16 protein-coding genes and 1 pseudogene are annotated in these 19,345 nt (G+C 68.9%); 2 read left to right on the plus strand and 15 right to left on the minus strand.

Annotated elements, in window-relative coordinates:
• Window positions 1–23: 23 nt before the first annotated feature.
• Window positions 24–617, plus strand: coding sequence for a Uma2 family endonuclease (locus tag ACZ60M_RS02000; RefSeq protein WP_465413749.1), 594 nt, complete (start codon window positions 24–26; stop codon window positions 615–617).
• A gap of 7 nt (window positions 618–624) precedes the next feature.
• Here ACZ60M_RS02000 and ACZ60M_RS02005 read toward each other — a convergent pair whose 3' ends face one another.
• Window positions 625–1,215, minus strand: a complete 591-nt coding sequence (locus ACZ60M_RS02005; protein WP_465413751.1) for a TetR/AcrR family transcriptional regulator — start codon at window positions 1,213–1,215, stop codon at window positions 625–627.
• On the minus strand, window positions 1,193–2,719 hold the full coding sequence (locus ACZ60M_RS02010; RefSeq protein ID WP_465413753.1) for a DHA2 family efflux MFS transporter permease subunit: 1,527 nt from the start codon (window positions 2,717–2,719) through the stop codon (window positions 1,193–1,195). Before ACZ60M_RS02010 ends, ACZ60M_RS02005 begins: the two co-directional genes overlap by 23 nt.
• A gap of 284 nt (window positions 2,720–3,003) precedes the next feature.
• Between ACZ60M_RS02010 and ACZ60M_RS02015 the strand changes: the two genes are divergently transcribed.
• Window positions 3,004–3,552 carry a hypothetical protein gene (locus ACZ60M_RS02015; RefSeq protein WP_465413755.1) on the plus strand — a complete coding sequence of 183 codons (549 nt, stop codon included), beginning with the start codon at window positions 3,004–3,006 and terminating at the stop codon, window positions 3,550–3,552.
• Between the two features lie 56 nt (window positions 3,553–3,608).
• On the opposite strand, the gene ACZ60M_RS02020 is transcribed toward ACZ60M_RS02015, so the two are convergent.
• The 13 genes and pseudogenes from ACZ60M_RS02020 to ACZ60M_RS02080 all read right to left on the minus strand — a co-directional run bounded on the left by ACZ60M_RS02020 (window position 3,609) and on the right by ACZ60M_RS02080 (window position 19,341).
• Window positions 3,609–4,520 carry a peptidase inhibitor family I36 protein gene (locus ACZ60M_RS02020; RefSeq protein ID WP_465413757.1) on the minus strand — a complete coding sequence of 304 codons (912 nt, stop codon included), beginning with the start codon at window positions 4,518–4,520 and terminating at the stop codon, window positions 3,609–3,611.
• Window positions 4,521–4,588: 68 nt separating this feature from the next.
• Window positions 4,589–5,377 carry a hypothetical protein gene (locus ACZ60M_RS02025; RefSeq protein WP_465413759.1) on the minus strand — a complete coding sequence of 263 codons (789 nt, stop codon included), beginning with the start codon at window positions 5,375–5,377 and terminating at the stop codon, window positions 4,589–4,591.
• 205 nt (window positions 5,378–5,582) lie between these two features.
• Window positions 5,583–7,136 carry an NADH-quinone oxidoreductase subunit NuoN gene (nuoN, locus tag ACZ60M_RS02030; protein WP_465413761.1) on the minus strand — a complete coding sequence of 518 codons (1,554 nt, stop codon included), beginning with the start codon at window positions 7,134–7,136 and terminating at the stop codon, window positions 5,583–5,585.
• A complete protein-coding gene (locus ACZ60M_RS02035; protein WP_465413763.1) occupies window positions 7,129–8,673 on the minus strand; it encodes an NADH-quinone oxidoreductase subunit M in 1,545 nt (514 codons plus the stop codon). The genes nuoN and ACZ60M_RS02035 overlap by 8 nt, the downstream gene beginning before the upstream one ends.
• Window positions 8,670–10,571 (minus strand): NADH-quinone oxidoreductase subunit L, encoded by a 1,902-nt coding sequence (gene nuoL, locus ACZ60M_RS02040; RefSeq protein WP_465413765.1) that lies wholly within the window; start codon window positions 10,569–10,571, stop codon window positions 8,670–8,672. Before nuoL ends, ACZ60M_RS02035 begins: the two co-directional genes overlap by 4 nt.
• A gap of 10 nt (window positions 10,572–10,581) precedes the next feature.
• Window positions 10,582–10,881: an NADH-quinone oxidoreductase subunit NuoK gene (nuoK, locus tag ACZ60M_RS02045; protein ID WP_392967589.1), complete on the minus strand. Its 300-nt coding sequence runs from the start codon at window positions 10,879–10,881 to the stop codon at window positions 10,582–10,584.
• Window positions 10,881–11,657: an NADH-quinone oxidoreductase subunit J gene (locus tag ACZ60M_RS02050; protein ID WP_465413767.1), complete on the minus strand. Its 777-nt coding sequence runs from the start codon at window positions 11,655–11,657 to the stop codon at window positions 10,881–10,883. Before ACZ60M_RS02050 ends, nuoK begins: the two co-directional genes overlap by 1 nt.
• Window positions 11,654–12,220, minus strand: coding sequence for an NADH-quinone oxidoreductase subunit NuoI (gene nuoI, locus ACZ60M_RS02055; RefSeq protein WP_465413769.1), 567 nt, complete (start codon window positions 12,218–12,220; stop codon window positions 11,654–11,656). The genes ACZ60M_RS02050 and nuoI overlap by 4 nt, the downstream gene beginning before the upstream one ends.
• Complete coding sequence (nuoH, locus tag ACZ60M_RS02060; protein WP_465413771.1) at window positions 12,221–13,510, minus strand: NADH-quinone oxidoreductase subunit NuoH; 1,290 nt, start codon at window positions 13,508–13,510, stop codon at window positions 12,221–12,223.
• Entirely contained in the window at window positions 13,510–15,954 is a 2,445-nt protein-coding gene (locus ACZ60M_RS02065) for an NADH-quinone oxidoreductase subunit G (RefSeq protein WP_465413773.1), read from the minus strand. The genes nuoH and ACZ60M_RS02065 overlap by 1 nt, the downstream gene beginning before the upstream one ends.
• 2 nt (window positions 15,955–15,956) lie before the next feature.
• Window positions 15,957–17,207 (minus strand): NADH-quinone oxidoreductase subunit NuoF, encoded by a 1,251-nt coding sequence (nuoF, locus tag ACZ60M_RS02070; protein WP_465413856.1) that lies wholly within the window; start codon window positions 17,205–17,207, stop codon window positions 15,957–15,959.
• A gap of 98 nt (window positions 17,208–17,305) precedes the next feature.
• Window positions 17,306–17,983 (minus strand): annotated as a pseudogene (gene nuoE / locus ACZ60M_RS02075) (NADH-quinone oxidoreductase subunit NuoE); the annotation flags it as partial.
• The gene (locus ACZ60M_RS02080; RefSeq protein ID WP_465413858.1) at window positions 17,980–19,341 is read right to left on the minus strand and encodes an NADH-quinone oxidoreductase subunit D; all 1,362 of its coding nucleotides are present in this window, start codon (window positions 19,339–19,341) and stop codon (window positions 17,980–17,982) included. The pseudogene nuoE and the gene ACZ60M_RS02080, both read right to left, overlap by 4 nt.
• Window positions 19,342–19,345 lie beyond the last annotated feature (4 nt).

Genomic DNA, 19,345 nt, shown 5'->3' on the forward strand with positions numbered 1-19,345 from the left:
GGGGACGACACGAGGAGGCGAAGATGGCCATGACCCTCGCACGGAATACAAACGGTACAACTGACTATGATGGTGCGGAACGGGAGTTTCACGCACAACTCGCCATTGCGGACGAGATGGAGGCTCCCGGACACAATATCGAGGTCTTCGGGGGGAACATCGTCGTGTCGCCGTTTTCTCGCTGGTCGTACGCGAAACCGATGAGATCGGTTCTCCGCCAGTTGGATGGACACGCGCCGACGGGTTACGACGCTATGGGCGAGCCGTTCAAGTTCATCTTCCCCACGACACACGGGGCCGTCGGTCCGGATATCTTCGTCGTGGACTTGGATATCGCCGAGAACGACACCCCTTTCGCCCCTTGCGAATCACTGGCCCTGGTCGGCGAGATGACGTCGCCGTCGACCCGCGGTAACGACCTGACCTACAAACTCGACATCTACGGTCAGTCCGTTCCGATCTATGTGCTCTTTGACATGAAGAAACAGCAGGTCACGGTCTACTCAGAACCGTCCGACCGCGGCTACCGCACCCAGACCACGGCCCCCTTCGGCGACCCGGTCCGCGTTCCGGCCCCCTTCGACTTCGAACTCGACACCACGGCCTTCACCAAGTAGCCCGGCCCTAGAGGGGGACGCCGGCTTCGAGGTGGTCGAGGCAGCGGTTCATGGTGGTTTCGAGGTCGTGCTTGGTGCCTTCGGTTGCGGCCCAGGTGCTGATGGCGACGGTCCAGGAGGCGACGACGAGGGCCGTGAAGTGGCGGACTTCGAGTTCGTCCGGTGAGCGGCCGGTGCGTTCGGCGACCATGCGGGCCAGGAGTTCCTCGGTTACGGCGGTCTGCTGGCCTTGGCGGGCGCGGAGGGCCGGGACGGCGAAGATCAGGCGGACGCGGCGGCGGACCCGGGCGATGTCCGCTTCGGTGAACTCGGCGAAGAGGACCGCGAGGACCTGGCGGAGCGCTGCCAACGGCGGATCGTCCTCGGAGCTGCTCTCGAAGACGTTCACGATCAGCGGGTCGTACTCGTCCTGCACGACCACGTCCTCTTTCACCGGGAAGTAGCGGTAGAAGGTCGAGGGGGAGACGCCTGCGGCCGCGGCGATCTGCTCGATCGTCGTTGCTTCGTAGCCTTGCTCGTCGAAGAGCCGCAGGGCCTCCTCCTGCAACCGGTGCAGGGTCTCGATCTTCTTGCGCTCACGCAGCCCGGGACGGTTCATGCTGCGATTGTGCCTCTTCGGCGCCCGGGCGTTTCGGGAACCTCGGGCCCGCCGCGCACGCGACCACGACCGCGAGGACCGCGCAGACCAGGAACACCGCGCCCATCCCGTCGGTGAACGCCGCGAACGCGGTGCCCGCGGTCTCCGGGGAGCCGAGCGCTTCGGCAACGGCCGCGGCACCGGCGACGGAGTCCTCGGCGGCCTTCTCGGCCTCGGCCGGGAGCGGCGGCAGATCGAGCTCGGCCCGGTAGACGCTGGAGGCGACCGAACCGAACACGGCCACGCCGATCGCGCCGCCGGTCTGGCGCAGGGTCTGCATCAGGGCGGAGCCGATCGCGGCGCGGTCGGCGGGGAGTGCGGCGAGGACGGCGTCCGTGGCGGGCACGAGCGACATGCCGAAGCCCGCGCCGAGGACCGCGAGCCAGGCGGCGACCAGGCCGAAGCCCGTGCCGGGGTCGGTGGCCGTGGCGAGGGCGCACCCGGCGGCGGAGAGCGCCAGGCCCGCGACGACGGTGAACCGGTACCCGAAGCGGGCGGCGAGCCGTTCGGCCCCGAGGCCGCCGACCATGAGGCCGCCGATCATCGGCAGCAGCCGCAGGCCCGTCCCGAACGCGGAGTGGCCCTCGACGATCTGGAGGTACTGGGGCACTAGGAACAGCGCGCCCATCATGAGCATCGACGCGGCCGTCGCGATCATCGAGCCCCAGAGGAAGGCCCGGTCGCGGAAGAGCCCGAGGTCGACCATGGGAGCGGAGGCGCGGGCCTGGGAGACGACGAACGCCGTGATGAGGACGAGCCCGCCGATGCCGCCCACGAGCGTCGGGGTCGAGAGCCAGCCGTCCACGGGCGCCTCGATGACGCCGTAGACCAGGGCGGCCAGCCCGGTCACGGCCGCGAGTGTGGCGAAGCGGTGCAGCTTCGGGGCGTTGCGGTCGGTGGACTCGGGGAGCAGGAACGCGATCGCGAAGAACCCGATCACGATGAGCGGCAGGTTGATGAGGAAGACCGAGCCCCACCAGTAGTGCTCCAGGAGCCAGCCGCCGAGGAGCGGGCCGAGCGGGAGGCCGATCGCCATCCCGGCGGTCAGCAGGGCGACCGCGCGGGTGCGTTCGGCGCCGCTGAACATGCTGGGCACCACCGCGATCGAGACGGGCATGACCACGGCCGCGCCGACGCCCATGAGGGCGCGGGCCACGATGAGCGTGCCGACCGAGTCCGCGATGGTGGCGAGGCCGCAGGCGACGCCGAAGATCGCGAGCCCGGCGAGGAGGACCTTCTTGCGGCCGAGCCGGTCGCCGAGGAGTCCTGCGGGCAGCAGGAGGGCGGCCAGCGCGACGATGAAGGCGTCGACGATCCACTGCAGGTCGGCCGTCGAGGCGTCGAGGTCGACGGCGAGGGTCGGGAGGGCGACGTTGAGGATCGTGACGTCGAGGCCGACGACGAGCAGGCCGAACAGGAGCGAGAGAAGGGCCCACCAGCGACGGCGGGCGGATACGGGTGCCATGGCGCCTCAATTCTGGAAGTAACTGTCATTTGACAGTAGCTATCAGAATTTCGGCTGTCAAGCCGGCCCGAACTGTGTCCGGATCGTTCGTGTTCTGGATCGCACCGGGTCCCTGGGGGTGGCCGGGGTTCGCTATCGTTCAAAGGTCGCTTTCCCCAGGAAGCGGCGCCCCCAGTTCCGACCTGGTGTCGACTGCGTAAGTCCTCCGGGCACAATTACGGCTCGCAAGCTTCGCCGAGGGCGCGATCCTTCGGCCGCGTTTCCGCTGCCGAGAAGGGAGCGCAGTGCGACCCCGACACCACGGGCCCTCTGCCAAGCCGAAGTCCGTCCTCGCCGCGCAAGGCGTCATCTGGCTCCAGTTCGCGGCGATCGTGCTGCTCTACTCGATCGGCGTCCGGTTCCTCTTCGACGCCACCAGGTCCTCGTCGAGCCACGACTCGATGCTCGACGTGATCGGCTCGATCGACCTCGAACGGCTGGTCACGATCCTCCTGAGCGTCGCCGTCACGGTCTCGATGCCGTTCATCGCCACGCGCCTCGGCCGCCGCCGCGCCCACGCGGTGAAGGCCGCGTGGTGGGCGCTGGCGATCGTCCCGGCCGCGATGTACCTGTGGATTCTGGGCCGCGCCTACTTCGCGACGTTCCCGGACGAGGCGCCCTTCTTCGTCAGCGCCGCCGCCATGCTCGTCGTGTGCGGCTCCTTCCCCACCGCGACGCTCCTGCTGCTGCGTTCCAAGGCGTCCAAGGCCTGGTTCGCCGCGGAGGAGCTGTTCGAGGAGATCGACCGCGAACTCGCCGAGACCGGGGAGCTCGAGACGGTCGAGTCCCGCTAGCAGGCATAGCAGAAGCCGCGGAGAACCGGAGTTCTCCGCGGCTTTTCGCTGCGCTGCTAACCGAACTGGCAGCAGATGTTGTAGCCCCGGGCCGCCCAGAAGCTGGTCGGGTTCGGGTTGGTCAGGGTCGGGTCGCCGACGCTCGGCGCCGCGGCGGTCTGGCGGCCGTTGCGCATCTCGACGTGGGTGTGGGCGCCGCCGGAGGAGCTGACGCCGCGCCAGTCCTCGACGCCGACCTTCTCCCCTACGGAGATGACCGTACCGACGCCGACCGTGGGGTCGAGGTGCAGGTAGACGATGGTCTTGTCGAGGCTCGAGTTGTAGACGGCGAGGGTCGAGAGGCCGCCGGAGCCGCGGGCGCCCTCGGTCATGCGGACCACGGTGCCCGAGACCGGCGCGTACACGTTCGCGCCGACGGTGTGCGCGATGTCGACGCCTTCGTGGCGGCCCGAGGTGGTCGTGTAGCCGTCGAAGTAGGCGGTGATGGCCGCCGACGAGGAGTGGTAGACGGCGTACTCGAGGTTGTCGGAGGCGGTGCCGCTGACGCCGAAGAGGTGGGCGGCGTTCTCGTTCTTCAGGTAGTCGCGGAGGTTGGCCTCGGCGCCGGGGCTGAAGTTGTCGATCGGGCCGCTGTAGCCGCTGTTGTAGAAGACGGTGATGTAGCGGCTCGTGCGGTTCCAGGCCGAGGCGGCGTTGTTCTTGACGCACTGGCCTTGGCCCGCACCGGCGCTGACGAACTTGTAGCAGCCGGTGCCGGTCCCGTAGTCGCTGATGGACCCGGTGAAGTCGCTCAGCGACCCGGACGTGTCGCTGTTGTAGTAGAGGCAGAACTCACCGGTCTCGCACACGCCGTTGCGCGGCGTCGCGGCCTGCGCGGGGGCGACGAGGGCGAGCGCGGCAACGGCACCGGTCACGGCCGCCACGACCAGCGCGAGCAGGCCGCGCCGCTTCGATTGGGTCCATCTCATGACTGCTCCTAGGGGAGGAAGGGAAGTCGATCGAATCCAATCCAGAATGTGGCAAGAATCTCCATACGTCAAGCGTCGGTTGAAGAAATTCTTCGTTTCGTGGGAGTGGCCGACCGCTTGAGAGAGAAGCGGTTCCAGGCCAGTTGGAGCAGCCCCGCCGCGGCGGGGACCGCGAAGAGGGCCAGCAGCCAGCTCGTGGCCGGATCGCCGCCCGGGTAGTGGTTGAGGAACCAGAACATGTTGCCGAGGCACAGGAGCGCAGTGGCGCCGTAGACGATCCGGCGGCCTTCGGCACGGATCGCGGCGAGCGCGAAGCACAGTGCGGCCGTGCCGAACCCGATCCGCATCTCGATGGTGGGGTCCTCCGAGACGAAGAGCGCCGACAGCACGATCAGCAGGTGCACCGACTGCATGAGCACCACGAGCGCGATCTCTCCCGCGATGCCGTCGACCCGCGACTTCGGTGTTCTCCATGCCGCCCAGACCAGGGCGACGCCGAAGAGCGGGAGCATGCCGCCGTCGAGCCCCCAGACCGCGGTCAGGGCCCACTCGGGCAGGCCCCATTCGGCATAGCGCTCGAACACGCTCATGGGGAACATGATCGCGAGCGGTACCCCGGCGACGGCCACGCCCGCCCACGCGGCGGTTCGGACCGCGGAGTGCTTCGCCTTGACGGCGAGCGCGAACGAAACGACGCCGGAGAGCGCGAACGCGATCCCCGAAGGCCACAACGGGTAGGTGCCGACCCACCACAGCACGATCGCGGCGGCGAGGAAGACGGCGGCGGCGAGGCCGCCGAGGAGGTCGGTGAGGCGTCGGCTGCGCGGCGGCCTCTCGGTGCTGAGTGAAGTAGTCATGAAACCAGTGTCGACACCTGGTGCAACACCGCGACTACCGATTTCACGTCATCGTTGTAGGTTCCCCACAACGAAAGCCGCGAGATCGTCCGGTTCGGGGTCGGATTTTCTAGGAATCCGCCAAACGGAATCGGAGCGGATCTCGACGATTCGGTAAACGGAAAAGCCGCGGGGAGTGTTCCCCGCGGCTTTTGCGCTGCGTGCGTTAGGTGTTCAGGAAGGTGCTGGCCTGGTCGACGATGTCGAGGAGGAAGCCGGGCATGATCCCGAGGAGGATCGTGGCGGCCACGCCCGCGGCGACGACGGTGCCGGCCATGGGGCTCGGCAGGTTGACCGTGGGGGCGTCGGGCGCGGGCTCGTTGAGCCAGAGCAGGACGACCACCTTCAGGTAGGGGAACGCGAGGATCGCCGAGGAGACGACGCCGACGATCACGAGCCCGAGCTCGTCGGCCTGGAGGGCCGCGGTGAACAGGCTGAACTTCGCGGTGAAGCCGCTCGTGAACGGCAGGCCCGCAAGGGCGAGCATCAGGATCGTGACCACGACGGCCGTGCCCGGCGAGTTCTTGCCGAGCCCGGCCCAGCGCGCCAGGTGGGTGGCCTCCTCGTCGCCGTCGCGCACCAGCGAGACGACCGCGAACGCGGCGATCACGGTGAAGCCGTAGGCGGCCAGGTAGAACATGGTCTGACCGACCGCTTCGCCGAGGGCGATGACGCCGATCAGGAGGTAACCCGCGTTCGCGATGGAGCTGTAGGCCAAGAGCCGCTTGATGTTCCGCTGCGTCACGGCGAAGATCGCGCCGCCGAGCATCGTCGCCACGGCGATCACCGTGAGGATCAGGTGCCAGTCCCAGGCCGAGGACGAGAGGCCCACGTTGAAGACCCGCAGGAGGCCGCCGAAGGCCGCCACCTTGACGCAGGCCGCCATGAGCGCGGTGACCGGGGTCGGCGCGCCCGTGTAGACGTCGGGGGTCCACATGTGGAACGGGACCGCCGCGGCCTTGAAGAGCATCGCCACCGCGATCATCGCGACGCCGATGTACAGGAACAGGCGCGGCTGGCCCGAGTCGATACCGGCCCGGTTGATCCCTGCGAGATCGACCGTGCCGGCGAAGCCGAAGAGCATCGCCATGCCGTACACGTAGAACGCGGAAGCGAAGGCGCCCAAGAGGAAGTACTTGAGCGCGGCCTCCTGGCTGATGAGGCGGCGGCGCTTGGCGAGGCCGCACAGGAGGTACAGCGGGAGGCTGAGCATCTCCAGGGCCACGAACATGGTGAGCAGGTCGCCCGCGGTCACGAACATCATCATGCCGCCGACCGCGAAGAGCGTCAGCGGGAAGATCTCCGTCGCGCCGTCCTCGCGCCGCTGCGCCTTGTCCGCGGCCGAGTCCGCGACGACGGCCGCTTCGGCCACGAAGTCGCCGCCTCTCGTCGTGCGGCGTTCGGCCAGGAGCAGGACCGCGATGACCGCGAGCACTGCGAGCGTCCCCTGGAGGAACAGGCCGGGGCCGTCCAGGACCACCGAGCCGATGTCCGTGCCTTCAAGGGAGAACGCGGTCCCGCTCTTGCCCGCGTTCAGCACCACGGCGACGAACGCGGCGGCCAATGCGAGGACGGCGAGGCCGACCTGCACGACCAGCCTGCGGGCCTTGGGCACCGCCGCTTCCACGAGCAGGCCGCCGAACGCCGCAACGAACACGATGATCATGGGGGCCAGTCCGGCCCAGTCGATCTCGAGCCCCGCTTGCTGGGCCTCATTCATTGGTGACTCCTTCGGCGGCGGGCAGGTCCTCCGGCGAGCCGGAGATGAAGAGGAGCGTGTTGTCCACGGCCGGTTCGACCGTGTCGATCAGCGGCTGCGGGAAGAACCCGAACCCGAGGATCGCGATCACCAGCGGCGCGACGAGCGCCTTCTCGCGCATCGTGAGGTCGCGCTTCATCGCGGGCAGCTCGTCGAGCGCCGGGTTCCGGTCGCCCTGCATGGTGCGCTGGTACATCCAGATCACGTACGCGGCGGCGAGGATGATGCCGAGCGTCGCGAGGACCGCCACCGGTTCGTTGCCGGTGAAGGCGCCGAACAGGACCAGGAACTCGGAGATGAACGGCGCGGTGCCCGGCAGCGAGAGCGACGCGAGCCCGGCGAACAGGAAGATCCCGGCGAGCACGGGCAGCGTCTTGGCGGCCCCGCCGTAGTCGTTGATCTGCGCGGAGCCGCGGCGGATCGCGAGGAAGCCCACGACGATGAACAACAGGCCCGTGGCGAGGCCGTGGTTGAACATGTAGAGGACCGCGCCCGTCGCGGAGGCCTGCGTGAACGCGAAGATCCCGAGGCCGATGAACCCGAAGTGCGCGATCGACGTGTACGCGACGAGGCGCTTCAGGTCGGTCTGCCCGATCGCGACGAACGCCGCGTAGACGACGCCGATGACGCTCATGCCGATGATCCACGGCGCGAACGTCTGCGTCGCATCGGGGAACAGCGGGATGCAGTAGCGCAGGATCGCGAACGTGCCGATCTTGTCCATCACGCCGACCAGGAGCGCGGCGACGGCGGCAGGTGCCGCGCCGCCCGCGTCCGGGAGCCACGTGTGGAACGGGAAGAACGGGGCCTTGATCGCGAACGCGAGGAAGAAGCCGAGGAACAGCCAGTTCTGCAGCGTCCCCGAAGCCATCGGCTCGGTGTCCACAAGGGTCTGCCAGTCGAAGACGCCGCCGTTGTTCACCCACAGACTGATGACGGCGACGAGCATGAACAGGCCGCCCAGCAGCGAGTACAGGAAGAACTTGACCGCCGCGTACTGCTTCTTCGGGCCGGTGCCGTAGGAGCCGATGAGGAAGTACATCGGGACGAGCATCGCTTCGAAGAAGAAGTAGAAGAGCAGGACGTTGGAGGCCAGGAAGGTCGCCAGCATCGCCGCCTCGAGCGCGAGGATCAGCGCGAAGAAGGCTGGGACCGAACGCTTCACGGCGTCCAGGTCGCGCCAGGCCGCGAGCATCGCGATCGGCGTCAGGCCCGCCGTGAGGATCACCATGAGCAGCGCGATGCCGTCCACGCCCCACGACAGGTTCAGGTCCCACGCGTCGATCCACGTGTAGGACTCCGTGAACTGGAGCCACGGCGCGCCCGCCGAGTAGTCGAAGCCGATCGCCACCAGAGCGGTGATGATCGCGACGACACCGGAGACCGCGAGCGCGGTCCAGCGGGCCGCGTCGGCGTTCTCGCGCCGGATCGACGCCACGACCACGGCCCCGATCAGGGGCACCGCGATCAGCGCCGAGAGCAACGGGAGTTCGTTCATTGGACGACCACCACCATGAGCGCGGCCACCACGATGACGGCGCCGGACAGAATGGACAGGGCATAGGTGCGCACGAAACCGGTCTGCACCACGAGCAGGCGGCGCGACGTGCCGCCGATCGCGGCCGACAGGCCGTTCACGGCGCCGTCGACGACCCGGCCGTCCATGGCGACCGAAGCGCTGGCGGCCAGGCGGCTCGGGCGTTCGAAGAGGCCGCGGTTGACGGCCTCGCCGCCGAGGTCGGCGCGGGCGACGCGCACCGGCCAGGCGGCGGCGCGCGGCACTTCGTCGGTGCCGTTGCGGAAGAGCAGCCAGCCGAGGCCGGCGCCCAGGACCACCACGATCGTGGTGGCGATGGTGACCTGCGCGTGGGTCAGGTGGCCGTGGACCTCGTGCGGCTCACCGAAGACCGGCACGAGCCAGTCGGCGACGCCGGTGGCCATGAGGCCGCCCGCGCCGAGCGAGCCGAGGGCCAAGAAGAGCAGCGGAATTGTCATGATCGCCGGGGACTCGTGCGGGTGCACGTCCTCGGTCCAGCGCTTGGGGCCGTGGAAGGTGAGCACGAACAGGCGGGTCATGTAGAACGCGGTGAGCGCGGCGCCCAGGAGCGCGGCGCCGCCGACGGCCCAGCCCTGCCAGCCTTCGCGGGCGAACGCGGAGGCGATGATCGGGTCCTTGGTCCAGAAGCCGGAGAACGGGAACAGGCCGATGATCGCGAGCCAACCGGCGGCGAACGTCGCGTACGTGACCGGCATGACCCGCCATAGGCCCCCGAAGCGGCGGATGTCGGTCTGGTCGTTCATGCCGTGCATGACCGAGCCGGAGCCGAGGAACAGCCCGGCCTTGAAGAAGCCGTGCGCCAGCAGGTGGATGATGCCGAGCGCGAACGCGCCGCCGCCGAGGCCGACCGCGAGGAACATGTACCCGATCTGGGAGACCGTGGACCAGGCGAGGACGCGCTTGATGTCGTCCTTCGCGCACCCGACGACCGCTCCGAAGAGGAGTGTCAGGGCGCCGACGATGACGACGGCGGTCTGGACGTCGGCGTTCAGGCTGAAGATGACGTGCGAGCGGGCGATGAGGTACACGCCCGCGGTGACCATGGTGGCCGCGTGGATGAGCGCCGACACCGGGGTCGGGCCCTCCATGGCGTCCGGGAGCCAGGTCTGGAACGGGAACTGGCCGGACTTGCCGCAGGCGGCCGCGAGGAGCAGCAGCCCGATGGCGAGGCTCGTCCCGGTGGAGAGCGAAGCGGCGCCGTTGAAGACGCCTTCGAAGTCGAGAGTGCCCAGCGCGCCGATCATGGTGAACATGGCGAGCAGGAACCCGACGTCGGCGACACGGTTTGTGAGGAACGCCTTCTTACCGGCGGTCGCGGCGGCGGGTTTCATCTGCCAGAACGCGATGAGGAGGTAGGAGGCGAGGCCCACGCCCTCCCAGCCGATGAAGGTCATGAAGTAGTTGCCGCCGAGCACGAGCACGAGCATCGCGGCGGCGAACAGGTTGAAGTAGGCGAAGAACTTCCGGCGCCCCGGGTCGTGCGACATGTAGCCGACCGCGTAGACGTGGATGAGGAAGCCGACGCCGGTGATGAGCAGGCAGAAGACCGCGCTCAACGGGTCGAACAGGAGGTTCGCCTCGACGTCCAGGCCCCCGACCGAGAGGATCGTGAACAGGTCGAGGTTCGCGCTCTTGTCGTCAAGGCCCGCAAGCGAGGAGAACATCGCGACGGCGAGCGCGAAGGCGCCGCCGATGGTGGCGACGCCGAGCCAGTGGCCCCACTTGTCGGTGCGGCGGCCCCCGAGCAGGAGCACCGCCGCGCCGAACGCGGGCAGGGCGATGAGCAGCCACGCCAGCGAGAGGAGCCCTTCGGCCGGGGCGTACGAGATTTCGTCCACTGTGTCCTCTCTAGGCCTTCAGCAGGTTGGCGTCGTCGACGGAGGCGGAGCGCCGGGACCGGTAGATCGCCATGATGATCGCCAGGCCGACGACGACTTCGGCGGCGGCCACGGCCATCACGAAGAACGCCATCACCTGCCCGTCGATGTTGCCGCTCGTGCGGGCGAACGTGACCAGGGTCAGGTTCCCGGCGTTGAGCATCAGCTCCACGCACATGAACACGACGATCGAGTTGCGGCGCACCAGGACGCCGACCGCGCCGATCGTGAACAGCGCGGCGGCCAGGATCAGGTAGTACTCGGGGCCCATCAGTCCCGCCCTTCCGTGTGCTTCGGGGCCGCCTCGGCGGCCGTGAGCTGGCGCGGCGGGACGTACTCGGACAGCGACGCGGGCTCGATCGAGCCGTCGGGCCGCAGCGCGGGCGTCGCGGTCGAGTCCGAGGTCGCGAACACGCCGGGGCCGGGCTTGGGGCCCGGGTAGTTGCCGGGGGCGAACCGCTCGCGGCTGTGCGCCTTCTGCCCGCGGTAGCCGCCCTTCTTGGCGACGTGCGCGAACATCAGGGCGCCGACGGCGGCGACGGTGAGCACGCCCGAGACGACCTCGAACGGGAACAGGTACGTCGAGAACAGCGCCTCGGCGATCGCTTCGACGTTCGACTGGGCGCCGGTGGCCCAGCGCGGGTCCGCGGCGATCGTCATGCCGGAGACCGCGCGCGCGAGGCCCGAGGCCAGGAGCGCCGCCAGGCCGATGCCGAGGACGACCGCGAAGAGCCGCTGCCCGCGCAGCGTCTCGAACATGGAGTCCTTCGAGTCGCGCCCGAACAGCATGAGCACGAACAGGAACAGCATCATGATCGCGCCCGTGTAGACCATGATCTGCACGAACCCGAGGAACGGGGCGGCCTGCATGATGTAGAAGACCGCCAGGCACATCATGGTGATCGCGAGCATCAGCGCCGCGTGGATCGCCGAGCGCGCCAGCACCAGGCCCATGGCCCCGCCCAGCGCGATCGGGGCGAGAATCCAGAAGAAGACCGATTCGCCGAAGGACGCATCCTGGGCGAGGGACTGCGCGAGGTCGATCACTGCTCACCCCTCCGGTTCTGCGCCAGCATCTCCGTGAGCGAGAACTCCGCGCCCTCGCTCGCGCCCGGGTTGACCGGGCCCGACTCGTAGTACGCCTTCTCGCTGTCGCCCAGGCGCATCGGGTGCGGCGGCTGCTCCATGCCCTCGATGAGCGGGGCGAGCAGCTCCTCCTTGGTGAAGATGAGGTCGCGGCGGTCGTCGCGGGCCAGCTCGTACTCGTTGCTCATCGTGAGCGAGCGCGTCGGGCAGGCCTCGATGCACAGGCCGCAGAAGATGCAGCGCGCGTAGTTGATCTGGTAGGTCTTGGCGTACCGCTCGCCGGGCGAGAACCGCTCGGCCTCGGTGTTCTCCGCGCCCTCGACGTAGATGGCGTCGGCCGGGCAGGCCCACGCGCACAGCTCGCAGCCGATGCACTTCTCCAGCCCGTCAGGGTGGCGGTTGAGCACGTGGCGGCCGTGGTACCTGGGCTGGAGCTTCGAAGGCTCCTCCGGGTAGTCCACAGTGACCTTCGGCTTGAACATGTGCGAGAAGGTGACGCCGAAGCCCTTTGCGAAACCGGACATCTACTCCTCCTCTCCCTTTGCAGCAGTGGTCTTGGCGGGTTCGAGCTCGGTGAGCGAACGCGGGCTCGGCGGGACGACGAGGTCCAGCGGCGGGACGGGGAACCCGCCCAGCCCGGCGTCCGGCTCGGCCGGCTCCTCGTACTGCTTCCGGTTGGGCCAGAAGAAGATCAGGGCCATCACGACGATCGCGGCGCCGCCCGCGAACGCGATCCGCGTGGGCAGCTCGTTCTCGGTGTCCAGGCCGATGTTCATGGCCGCCAGGACCATGAGCCAGACCAGGGAGATCGGGACGAGGACCTTCCAGCCCAGGCGCATGAACTGGTCGTAGCGCAGGCGCGGCAGCGTGCCGCGCAGCCACACATAGAAGAACAGGAACGCCAGGACCTTCCCGAAGAACCAGACGAGCGGCATGAACCCCTCGTTCGCGCCCGGCCACCACGAGTTCGGGAACGGCGCGGCCCAGCCGCCCAGGAAGAGCGTCACGCACAGGGCCGACATCGTGACCATGTTGACGTACTCCGCCAGGAAGAACGACGCGTACTTCAGCGACGAGTACTCGGTCGCGAAGCCCGCCACCAGCTCCGACTCCGCTTCCGGAAGGTCGAACGGGGCGCGGTTGGTCTCGCCGACCATCGCGATCACGAAGATCACGAAGCTCGGCGCGAGGATCAGGAAGTACCAGCCCGGCAGCGTGATCTCCGTGCCGCCGAAGTTCATCGCCAGGCCCTGCGCCTGCGCCTCCACGATGGCGCCCGTGGACATCAGCTGCGACTGGAAGAACACCGTGAGGACCGCCAGGCCCAGCGCGATCTCGTACGAGATGACCTGCGCCGCAGCGCGGAGCGCGCCCAGCAGCGAATAGGTGGAACCGGAGGACCAGCCCGCGAGGACGATGCCGTACACGCCGACCGCCGAGCACGCCAGGATCAGCAGCACGCTCACCTCGAAGTCGGTGAGCTGCAGCTCCGTCTCGATCCCGAAGACGTTCACCTCGGGCCCGAACGGGATCACCGCGAACGCCGTGAACGCGCACGCCACCGCGATGACCGGGGCCGCGATGAACACGACCTTGTCGGCGGTCCGCGGCATCACGTCCTCTTTGAACGCGAGCTTCAGGCCGTCCGCGAGCGACTGCAGGAGCCCGAAGGGCCCGTTGCGGTTCGGCCCCGGCCGCACCTGCATGATCGCCACCACGCGCCGCTCGTACCAGATGGTGAACAGCACCAGCAGCACGAGCACCACGAAGACGAGCACGCCCTTGACGAGCATGAGCCATACGGAATCGTTCATCACTTGACCGCCTCTACAGATTCGGCCTCAGCGGCCGGGCGAGGGACGTTCGGGTAGGCGCGGATCGTGACTACGTCGCCGGAACCGGCGCCCAGGTGGCGGTAGATCCCGCGACCGGGCGCGTTCTGCGGCAGCCAGACCACGCCCTCGGGCATGTCGGTGACCCGCAGCGGCAGGGTGATCCCGCCGATCGAGGTGGCCACGGTGACACCGTTGCCCTCGCTCGCGCCGATCGCCTTCGCCGTGGCGGCGCTCAACCGCACCACCGGGTCGGGCGCGCAGCCCGCGAGGTGCGGGTTGTTCTCCTGGAGGGAGCCGCCGTCGAGCAGCTGGCGCCAGGTCGCGAGGACTGCTTTCCCGTCCTCATGCGCGTGGGCGGGCTTGTCCGAGGCCCAGTCCGGGGCGGGCTGGCGCGTGATCGGGTCCGGGAGGCCCGCGAGTTCCGCACGGACCGTGCGGGTCTCAGCGGTCCCGAGCTCGATGCCCATGGCCGCCGCGAGCGTGTCGAGCACCGCGTGGTCCGACATGAGATCCGAAGGGATCACCGTGTCGAAGGTCCGCAGGCGCCCTTCCCAGTCGAAGTACGCGCCGGGCTTGCCCGTCACCGGGGCGACCGGCAGGATCACGTCCGCCACGCGGGTGACGGCCGAGTGCCGGATCTCAAGGGAGACCACGAAACGGGACGCGTACAGCGCCGCCTCGACGGCCGGGCCGTCAGCGAAGTCGTACGGGTCCACGCCGCCGATGAGCAGCGCGTCGAGCTCGCCGTCAGCGGCGGCCTGCAGGATGTCCCACGCGCCGCGGCCGTCATTGCCCGGCAGGGACTCGACACCCCAGTACGCGGCCAACTGCTCCCGGTCCGCCGCATAGGAGGCGAGACCGCCGCCCGGCAGAAGACCGGGGAGGCAACCGGACTCGACCGCGCCGCGGTCGCCCGCGCGCCGGGGAATCCACGCCAGCCGCGCGCCCGTGGCCTTCGCCAAGCGGACCGCCGCGGAGAACGCGCCCTCCACAGTCGCGAGGCGCTCGCCGAGGAGCACGACCGCGCCCTCTTCGCTGAGCGCGTCGCGCACGAAACCGCCGCGCTTCCAGCCGTCGAGGAGTTCGGCCTCCTCGCCCGGCAGGGCCTCGATCAGGTTCGCGTTCAGCTTCGCCGTGCCGCGCGTCGCGAACGGCGCGACCACGTGCACGCGCTGGCCGTGCTGGCGCACCGCTTTGCGCAGCCGCAGGAACGCGATCGGGCACTCCTCTTCGACCTCGAGGCCGACGGTGACGACCACGGGGGCCTTCTCCAGGTCCTCGTAGGTGACCGCGCCGCTGGAGGGGAAGACCCCGGCCACGGCGTGCGCCAGGAACTCCGACTCCTCAGTGGAGTGCGGGCGGGAGCGGAAGTCGATGTCGTTGGTGCCGAGGGCGACCCGCGCGAACTTCGCGTACGCGTACGAGTCCTCGACGGTGAGCCGCCCGCCCGGGAGGACGCCGACTCGGCCGGTGGCCTCCTTGAGCCCGGCGGCCGCGCGGCGCAGGGCCTCGGGCCAGGACGCCTCGCGCAGCGAGCCGTCCTCGTCGCGGACCAGGGGCTTCGTGATGCGGTCGGCCGCTTCGATATAGGAGGAGGCCCAGCGGCCCTTGTCGCAGTTCCACTCCTCGTTCACCGCCGGGTCCTCGCCCGCGAGGCGGCGCATCACCTTGCCTCGCCGGTGGTCCGAGCGCTGGGAGCATCCGGCCGAGCAGTGCTCGCACACGCTCGGGCTCGACACCAGGTCGAAAGGCCTTGAGCGGAAGCGGTACTGCGTGCCGGTGAGCGCGCCGACCGGGCAGATCTGGACGGTGTTGCCCGAGAAGTACGACTCGAACGGCTCGTCCTCGTACACGCCCACCTGCTCCAGAGCGGAGCGCTCCATGAGCTCGATGAACGGGTCGCCCGCGACCTGGTCGGAGAAGCGGGTGCAGCGCGCGCACAGCACGCAGCGCTCGCGGTCGAGCAGCACCTGCGAGGAGATCGGCAGCGCCTTCTTGTAGCGGCGCTTGTCCTTCGGCTCCATGCGCGTCTCGGTGCGGCCGGTGCTCATGGCCTGGTTCTGGAGCGGGCACTCGCCGCCCTTGTCGCAGACCGGGCAGTCCAGGGGGTGGTTGATCAGGAGGAACTCCATGATCCCCTCCTGGGCCTCCTTCGCGACCTCGCTGGTGTGCTGGGTCTTGACGACCATGCCCTCCATGGCGGTGGTCGTGCACGAGGCGGCGGGCTTGGGCATCCCGCGCCCGTTGCCCATGTCGGGGACGTCCACGAGGCACTGGCGGCAGGCCCCGGCGGGCTCGAGCAGCGGGTGGTCGCAGAAGCGGGGGATCTCGATGCCGAGCTGCTCGGCGGCCCGGATGATCAAGGTGCCCTTGGGGACCGTGACCTCGACGCCGTCGATGGTGAAGGTGACTTGATCGGTCATGTCTAGTGGGCTCCGATCTTCTCGGCATCGAACAGCGGGGTCTTGTGCCCTTCGATGTAGTCGAGGTAGTCCTGCCGGAAGTACTTCAGCGAGGACGTCACGCAGGACGTGGCGCCGTCGCCGAGGCCGCAGAAGGAGCGGCCGAGGAGGTTCTTGCACGCGCTCTCGAGGAGCTTGAGGTCGCCGAGGGAGCCCTGCCCGGAGAGGATGCGCTCGTAGACGCGCACCATCCAGTAGTTGCCCTCGCGGCACGGCGTGCACTTGCCGCAGGATTCGTGCGCGTAGAACTTGATCCAGCGCCAGCAGGCGACGACCGGGTCGTCCTGGTCGGAGAAGATCATGACCGCGGTGGTGCCGAGGATCGAGCCCGCTTTGGCGACGTTGTCGAAGTCGAGCGGGACGTCGATCGAGTCGGCCGAGAGCATCGGGGTCGAGGACCCGCCGGGGGTGAAGAACTTGAGCTCGTGGCCCTCTTCCATGCCCCCGGCGAGCTCGATGAGCTCGCGGAGCGTGGTGCCCATCGAGCACTCGTACTGGCCGGGGCGCTTGACGCGGCCCGACAGCGAGTAGATCATCGTGCCCGCGGCGTTCTCGGAACCGAGATCTTTCCACCACTGCGCGCCGCCGAGCACGATGTGCGGGACGGCGGCGATGGAGCCGACGTTGTTGATGCAGGTCGGCTTGTTGTAGAGCCCGTGCGTGGCGGGGAACGGCGGACGCAGGCGCGGTTGGCCGCGCTTGCCCTCCAACGAGTCCAGGAGCGCGGTCTCTTCGCCGCAGATGTAGGCGCCTGCGCCGGAGTGGATCACGACTTCCAGGTCGAACCCGGAGCCGAGGATGTCCTTGCCGAGGTACCCGGCTTCCTTGGCTTCCCGGACGGCGTTCCGCAGCCTTCGCGCCGCGTGGATCGCTTCCCCTCGCACGTAGACGAACGCGCGCGATGCCTTGATCGCGTAGGAGGCGATGACGATGCCCTCGATGAGCGAGTGCGGGTCGTTCATCATGAGCGGCAGGTCCTTGCAGGTGCCCGGCTCGCCTTCGTCGGCGTTGACGACCAGGTAGTGGTCCTGGCCGTCGTCGGGCACGAACTGCCACTTCATGCCGACGGGGAACCCGGCGCCGCCGCGTCCGCGGTGGCCGGAGTCCTTCATGAAGGAGATCAGGTCGCCCTCGGAGTACCTGAGGGCCTTGCGGAGCGCCTTGTAGCCGTCGAGCTGCTCGTAGACGTCGAGCTTCCACGCGCCCGGGGACATCCAGCGCTTGGTGACGACGGGCTTGAGCTTGTTGAGGGCGTCCTCGCGGGGCCGCCTGGGACCGGGCACGGTTACGCTCACTTCGCTTCCTCAGGTTCTTTGGCCAGCAACGGCGCTGCGGGATCGAACGCGGGAGCCGTGATGCCGGCTTCGGCCGCGAGGCGGGCCCCGGCGAGCGTGGCGTCGCCCTGGGCGGTGCCTTCGAGCCCGGCGGTGCGCTCCTCGTCGAACCCGGCCAGCTGCACCGAGATCTCCCGGAGGGTGCACAGCGGCGCGCCCCGGGTGGGGATCGGGCGGCGGCCTTCCTTGAGCTCGCGCACGAGGTCGAGGGATGCGGCCTCGTCCATCCGATCGAAGAACTCGTAGTTCACCGTCACCACGGGCGCGTAGTCGCAAGCCGCGAGGCACTCGGCGTGCTCCAGCGTGATCTTGCCGTCCACAGTGGTCTCATCGTGGCCGACGTCGAGTTCGTCGCTGAGCGCGTCGAAGACCTTCTGCCCGCCCTTGGCCTGGCACAAGGTGTTGGTGCACACCGAGACGAGCCAGTCGCCGGCCGGTTCGCGCTTGTACATGGTGTAGAAGGTCGAGACCGCCTGCACCTGGGCCTTGGTGAGGTTCAGGATCTCGGCGCAGAACGCGATCCCGTCGTCCGAGACGTAGCCGTCGTGCGACTGCACCAGGTGCAGCAGCGGCAGGAGCGCCGAGCGCTCGCGGCCCTCGGGGTAGCGGACGAGGATGGCCTCGGCCTGCTCGCGGATCTTCTCCGGGTAGTTCACCTGTCGCAACCTCCCATGACCGGGTCGAGCGAGGCCCCGCCCGCGATGACGTCCGCGAGCAGGCCGCCTTCGGCGAGCGCGGGGATCGACTGCAGGTTGATGAAGGAGGGCTCTCGCATGTGGACGCGGAACGGCCTCGTGCCGCCGTCGGAGACGGCGTGGATGCCGAGCTCCCCGCGTGGGGCCTCGATGGCGGTGTACACCTGCCCGGCCGGGACCCGGAAGCCCTCGGTGACGAGCTTGAAGTGGTGGATCAGCGCCTCCATCGACTGGCTCATGATGTGCCGGATGTGGTTGAGGCTGTTGCCCATGCCGTCGCTGCCGAGGGCGAGCTGGGCGGGCCAGGCGATCTTCTTGTCCTCGACCATGACCGGGCCGGGCTCGAGCTTGTCGAGGCCCTGGCTGATGATCTTGAGGCTCTCGCGGATCTCCTCGAGGCGGACCACGTACCGGGCCCAGGCGTCGGCGCCGTTGTGGGTCGGCACCTCGAAGTCGTACTCCTCGTAGCCGCAGTACGGCATGGTCTTGCGCAGGTCCCAGCCGAGCCCGGCGGAGCGGAGCACGGGGCCGGTGACGCCGAGGGCGAGGCAGCCGGAGACGTCGAGGTAGCCGACGCCCTGGGTGCGCTCCTGCCAGATGGCGTTGCCGGTGAGCAGGCCCTCGTAGTCGTCGAGGCCCTGCGGCATGTAGTCGACGAACTCGCGGATCATCTTGACGCCGTCGCGCGGGAGGTCCTGGGCGACGCCGCCGGGGCGGACGTACGCCATGTTCATGCGCAGGCCGCACACGGCCTCGAAGATGTCGAGGATCTTCTCGCGGTCGCGGAAGCCGTAGATCATCATCGAGAGCGCGCCGAGCTCCATGCCGGTGGTCGCGAGGGCCACCAGGTGGGAGCTGATGCGGTTGAGCTCCATCATGATCACGCGGATCACGTCGGCGCGCCTCGGCACGGTGATGCCCAGCAGCTTCTCCACCGCGAGGCAGTACGCGGTCTCGTTGAAGATCGGCGCGAGGTAGTCGGCGCGGGTCACGAAGGTCGTGCCCTGGGTCCAGTTGCGGTACTCGAGGTTCTTCTCGATGCCGGTGTGGAGGTAGCCGACGATGGGCCGCACGGAGCGGACGGTCTCGCCTTCGAGCTCGCAGACCAGGCGGAGCACGCCGTGCGTGGACGGGTGCTGCGGGCCGAGGTTGACGATGAGCCGCTCTTCGCTGACCGGGTCGACCGAGGCGACGAGCTCGTCCCAGTCCCCGCCGGTGACGGTGTAGACGCGACCTTCGGTGGTGTCCCGTTCGGCCGCATAGGCATCGGTGGCCCCCTCGGCGCCCGCTTGCGAAGCCGTAAATCCAGTGGAGTCCATTTTG

This window comes from Glycomyces sp. NPDC050141 (assembly GCF_055586545.1).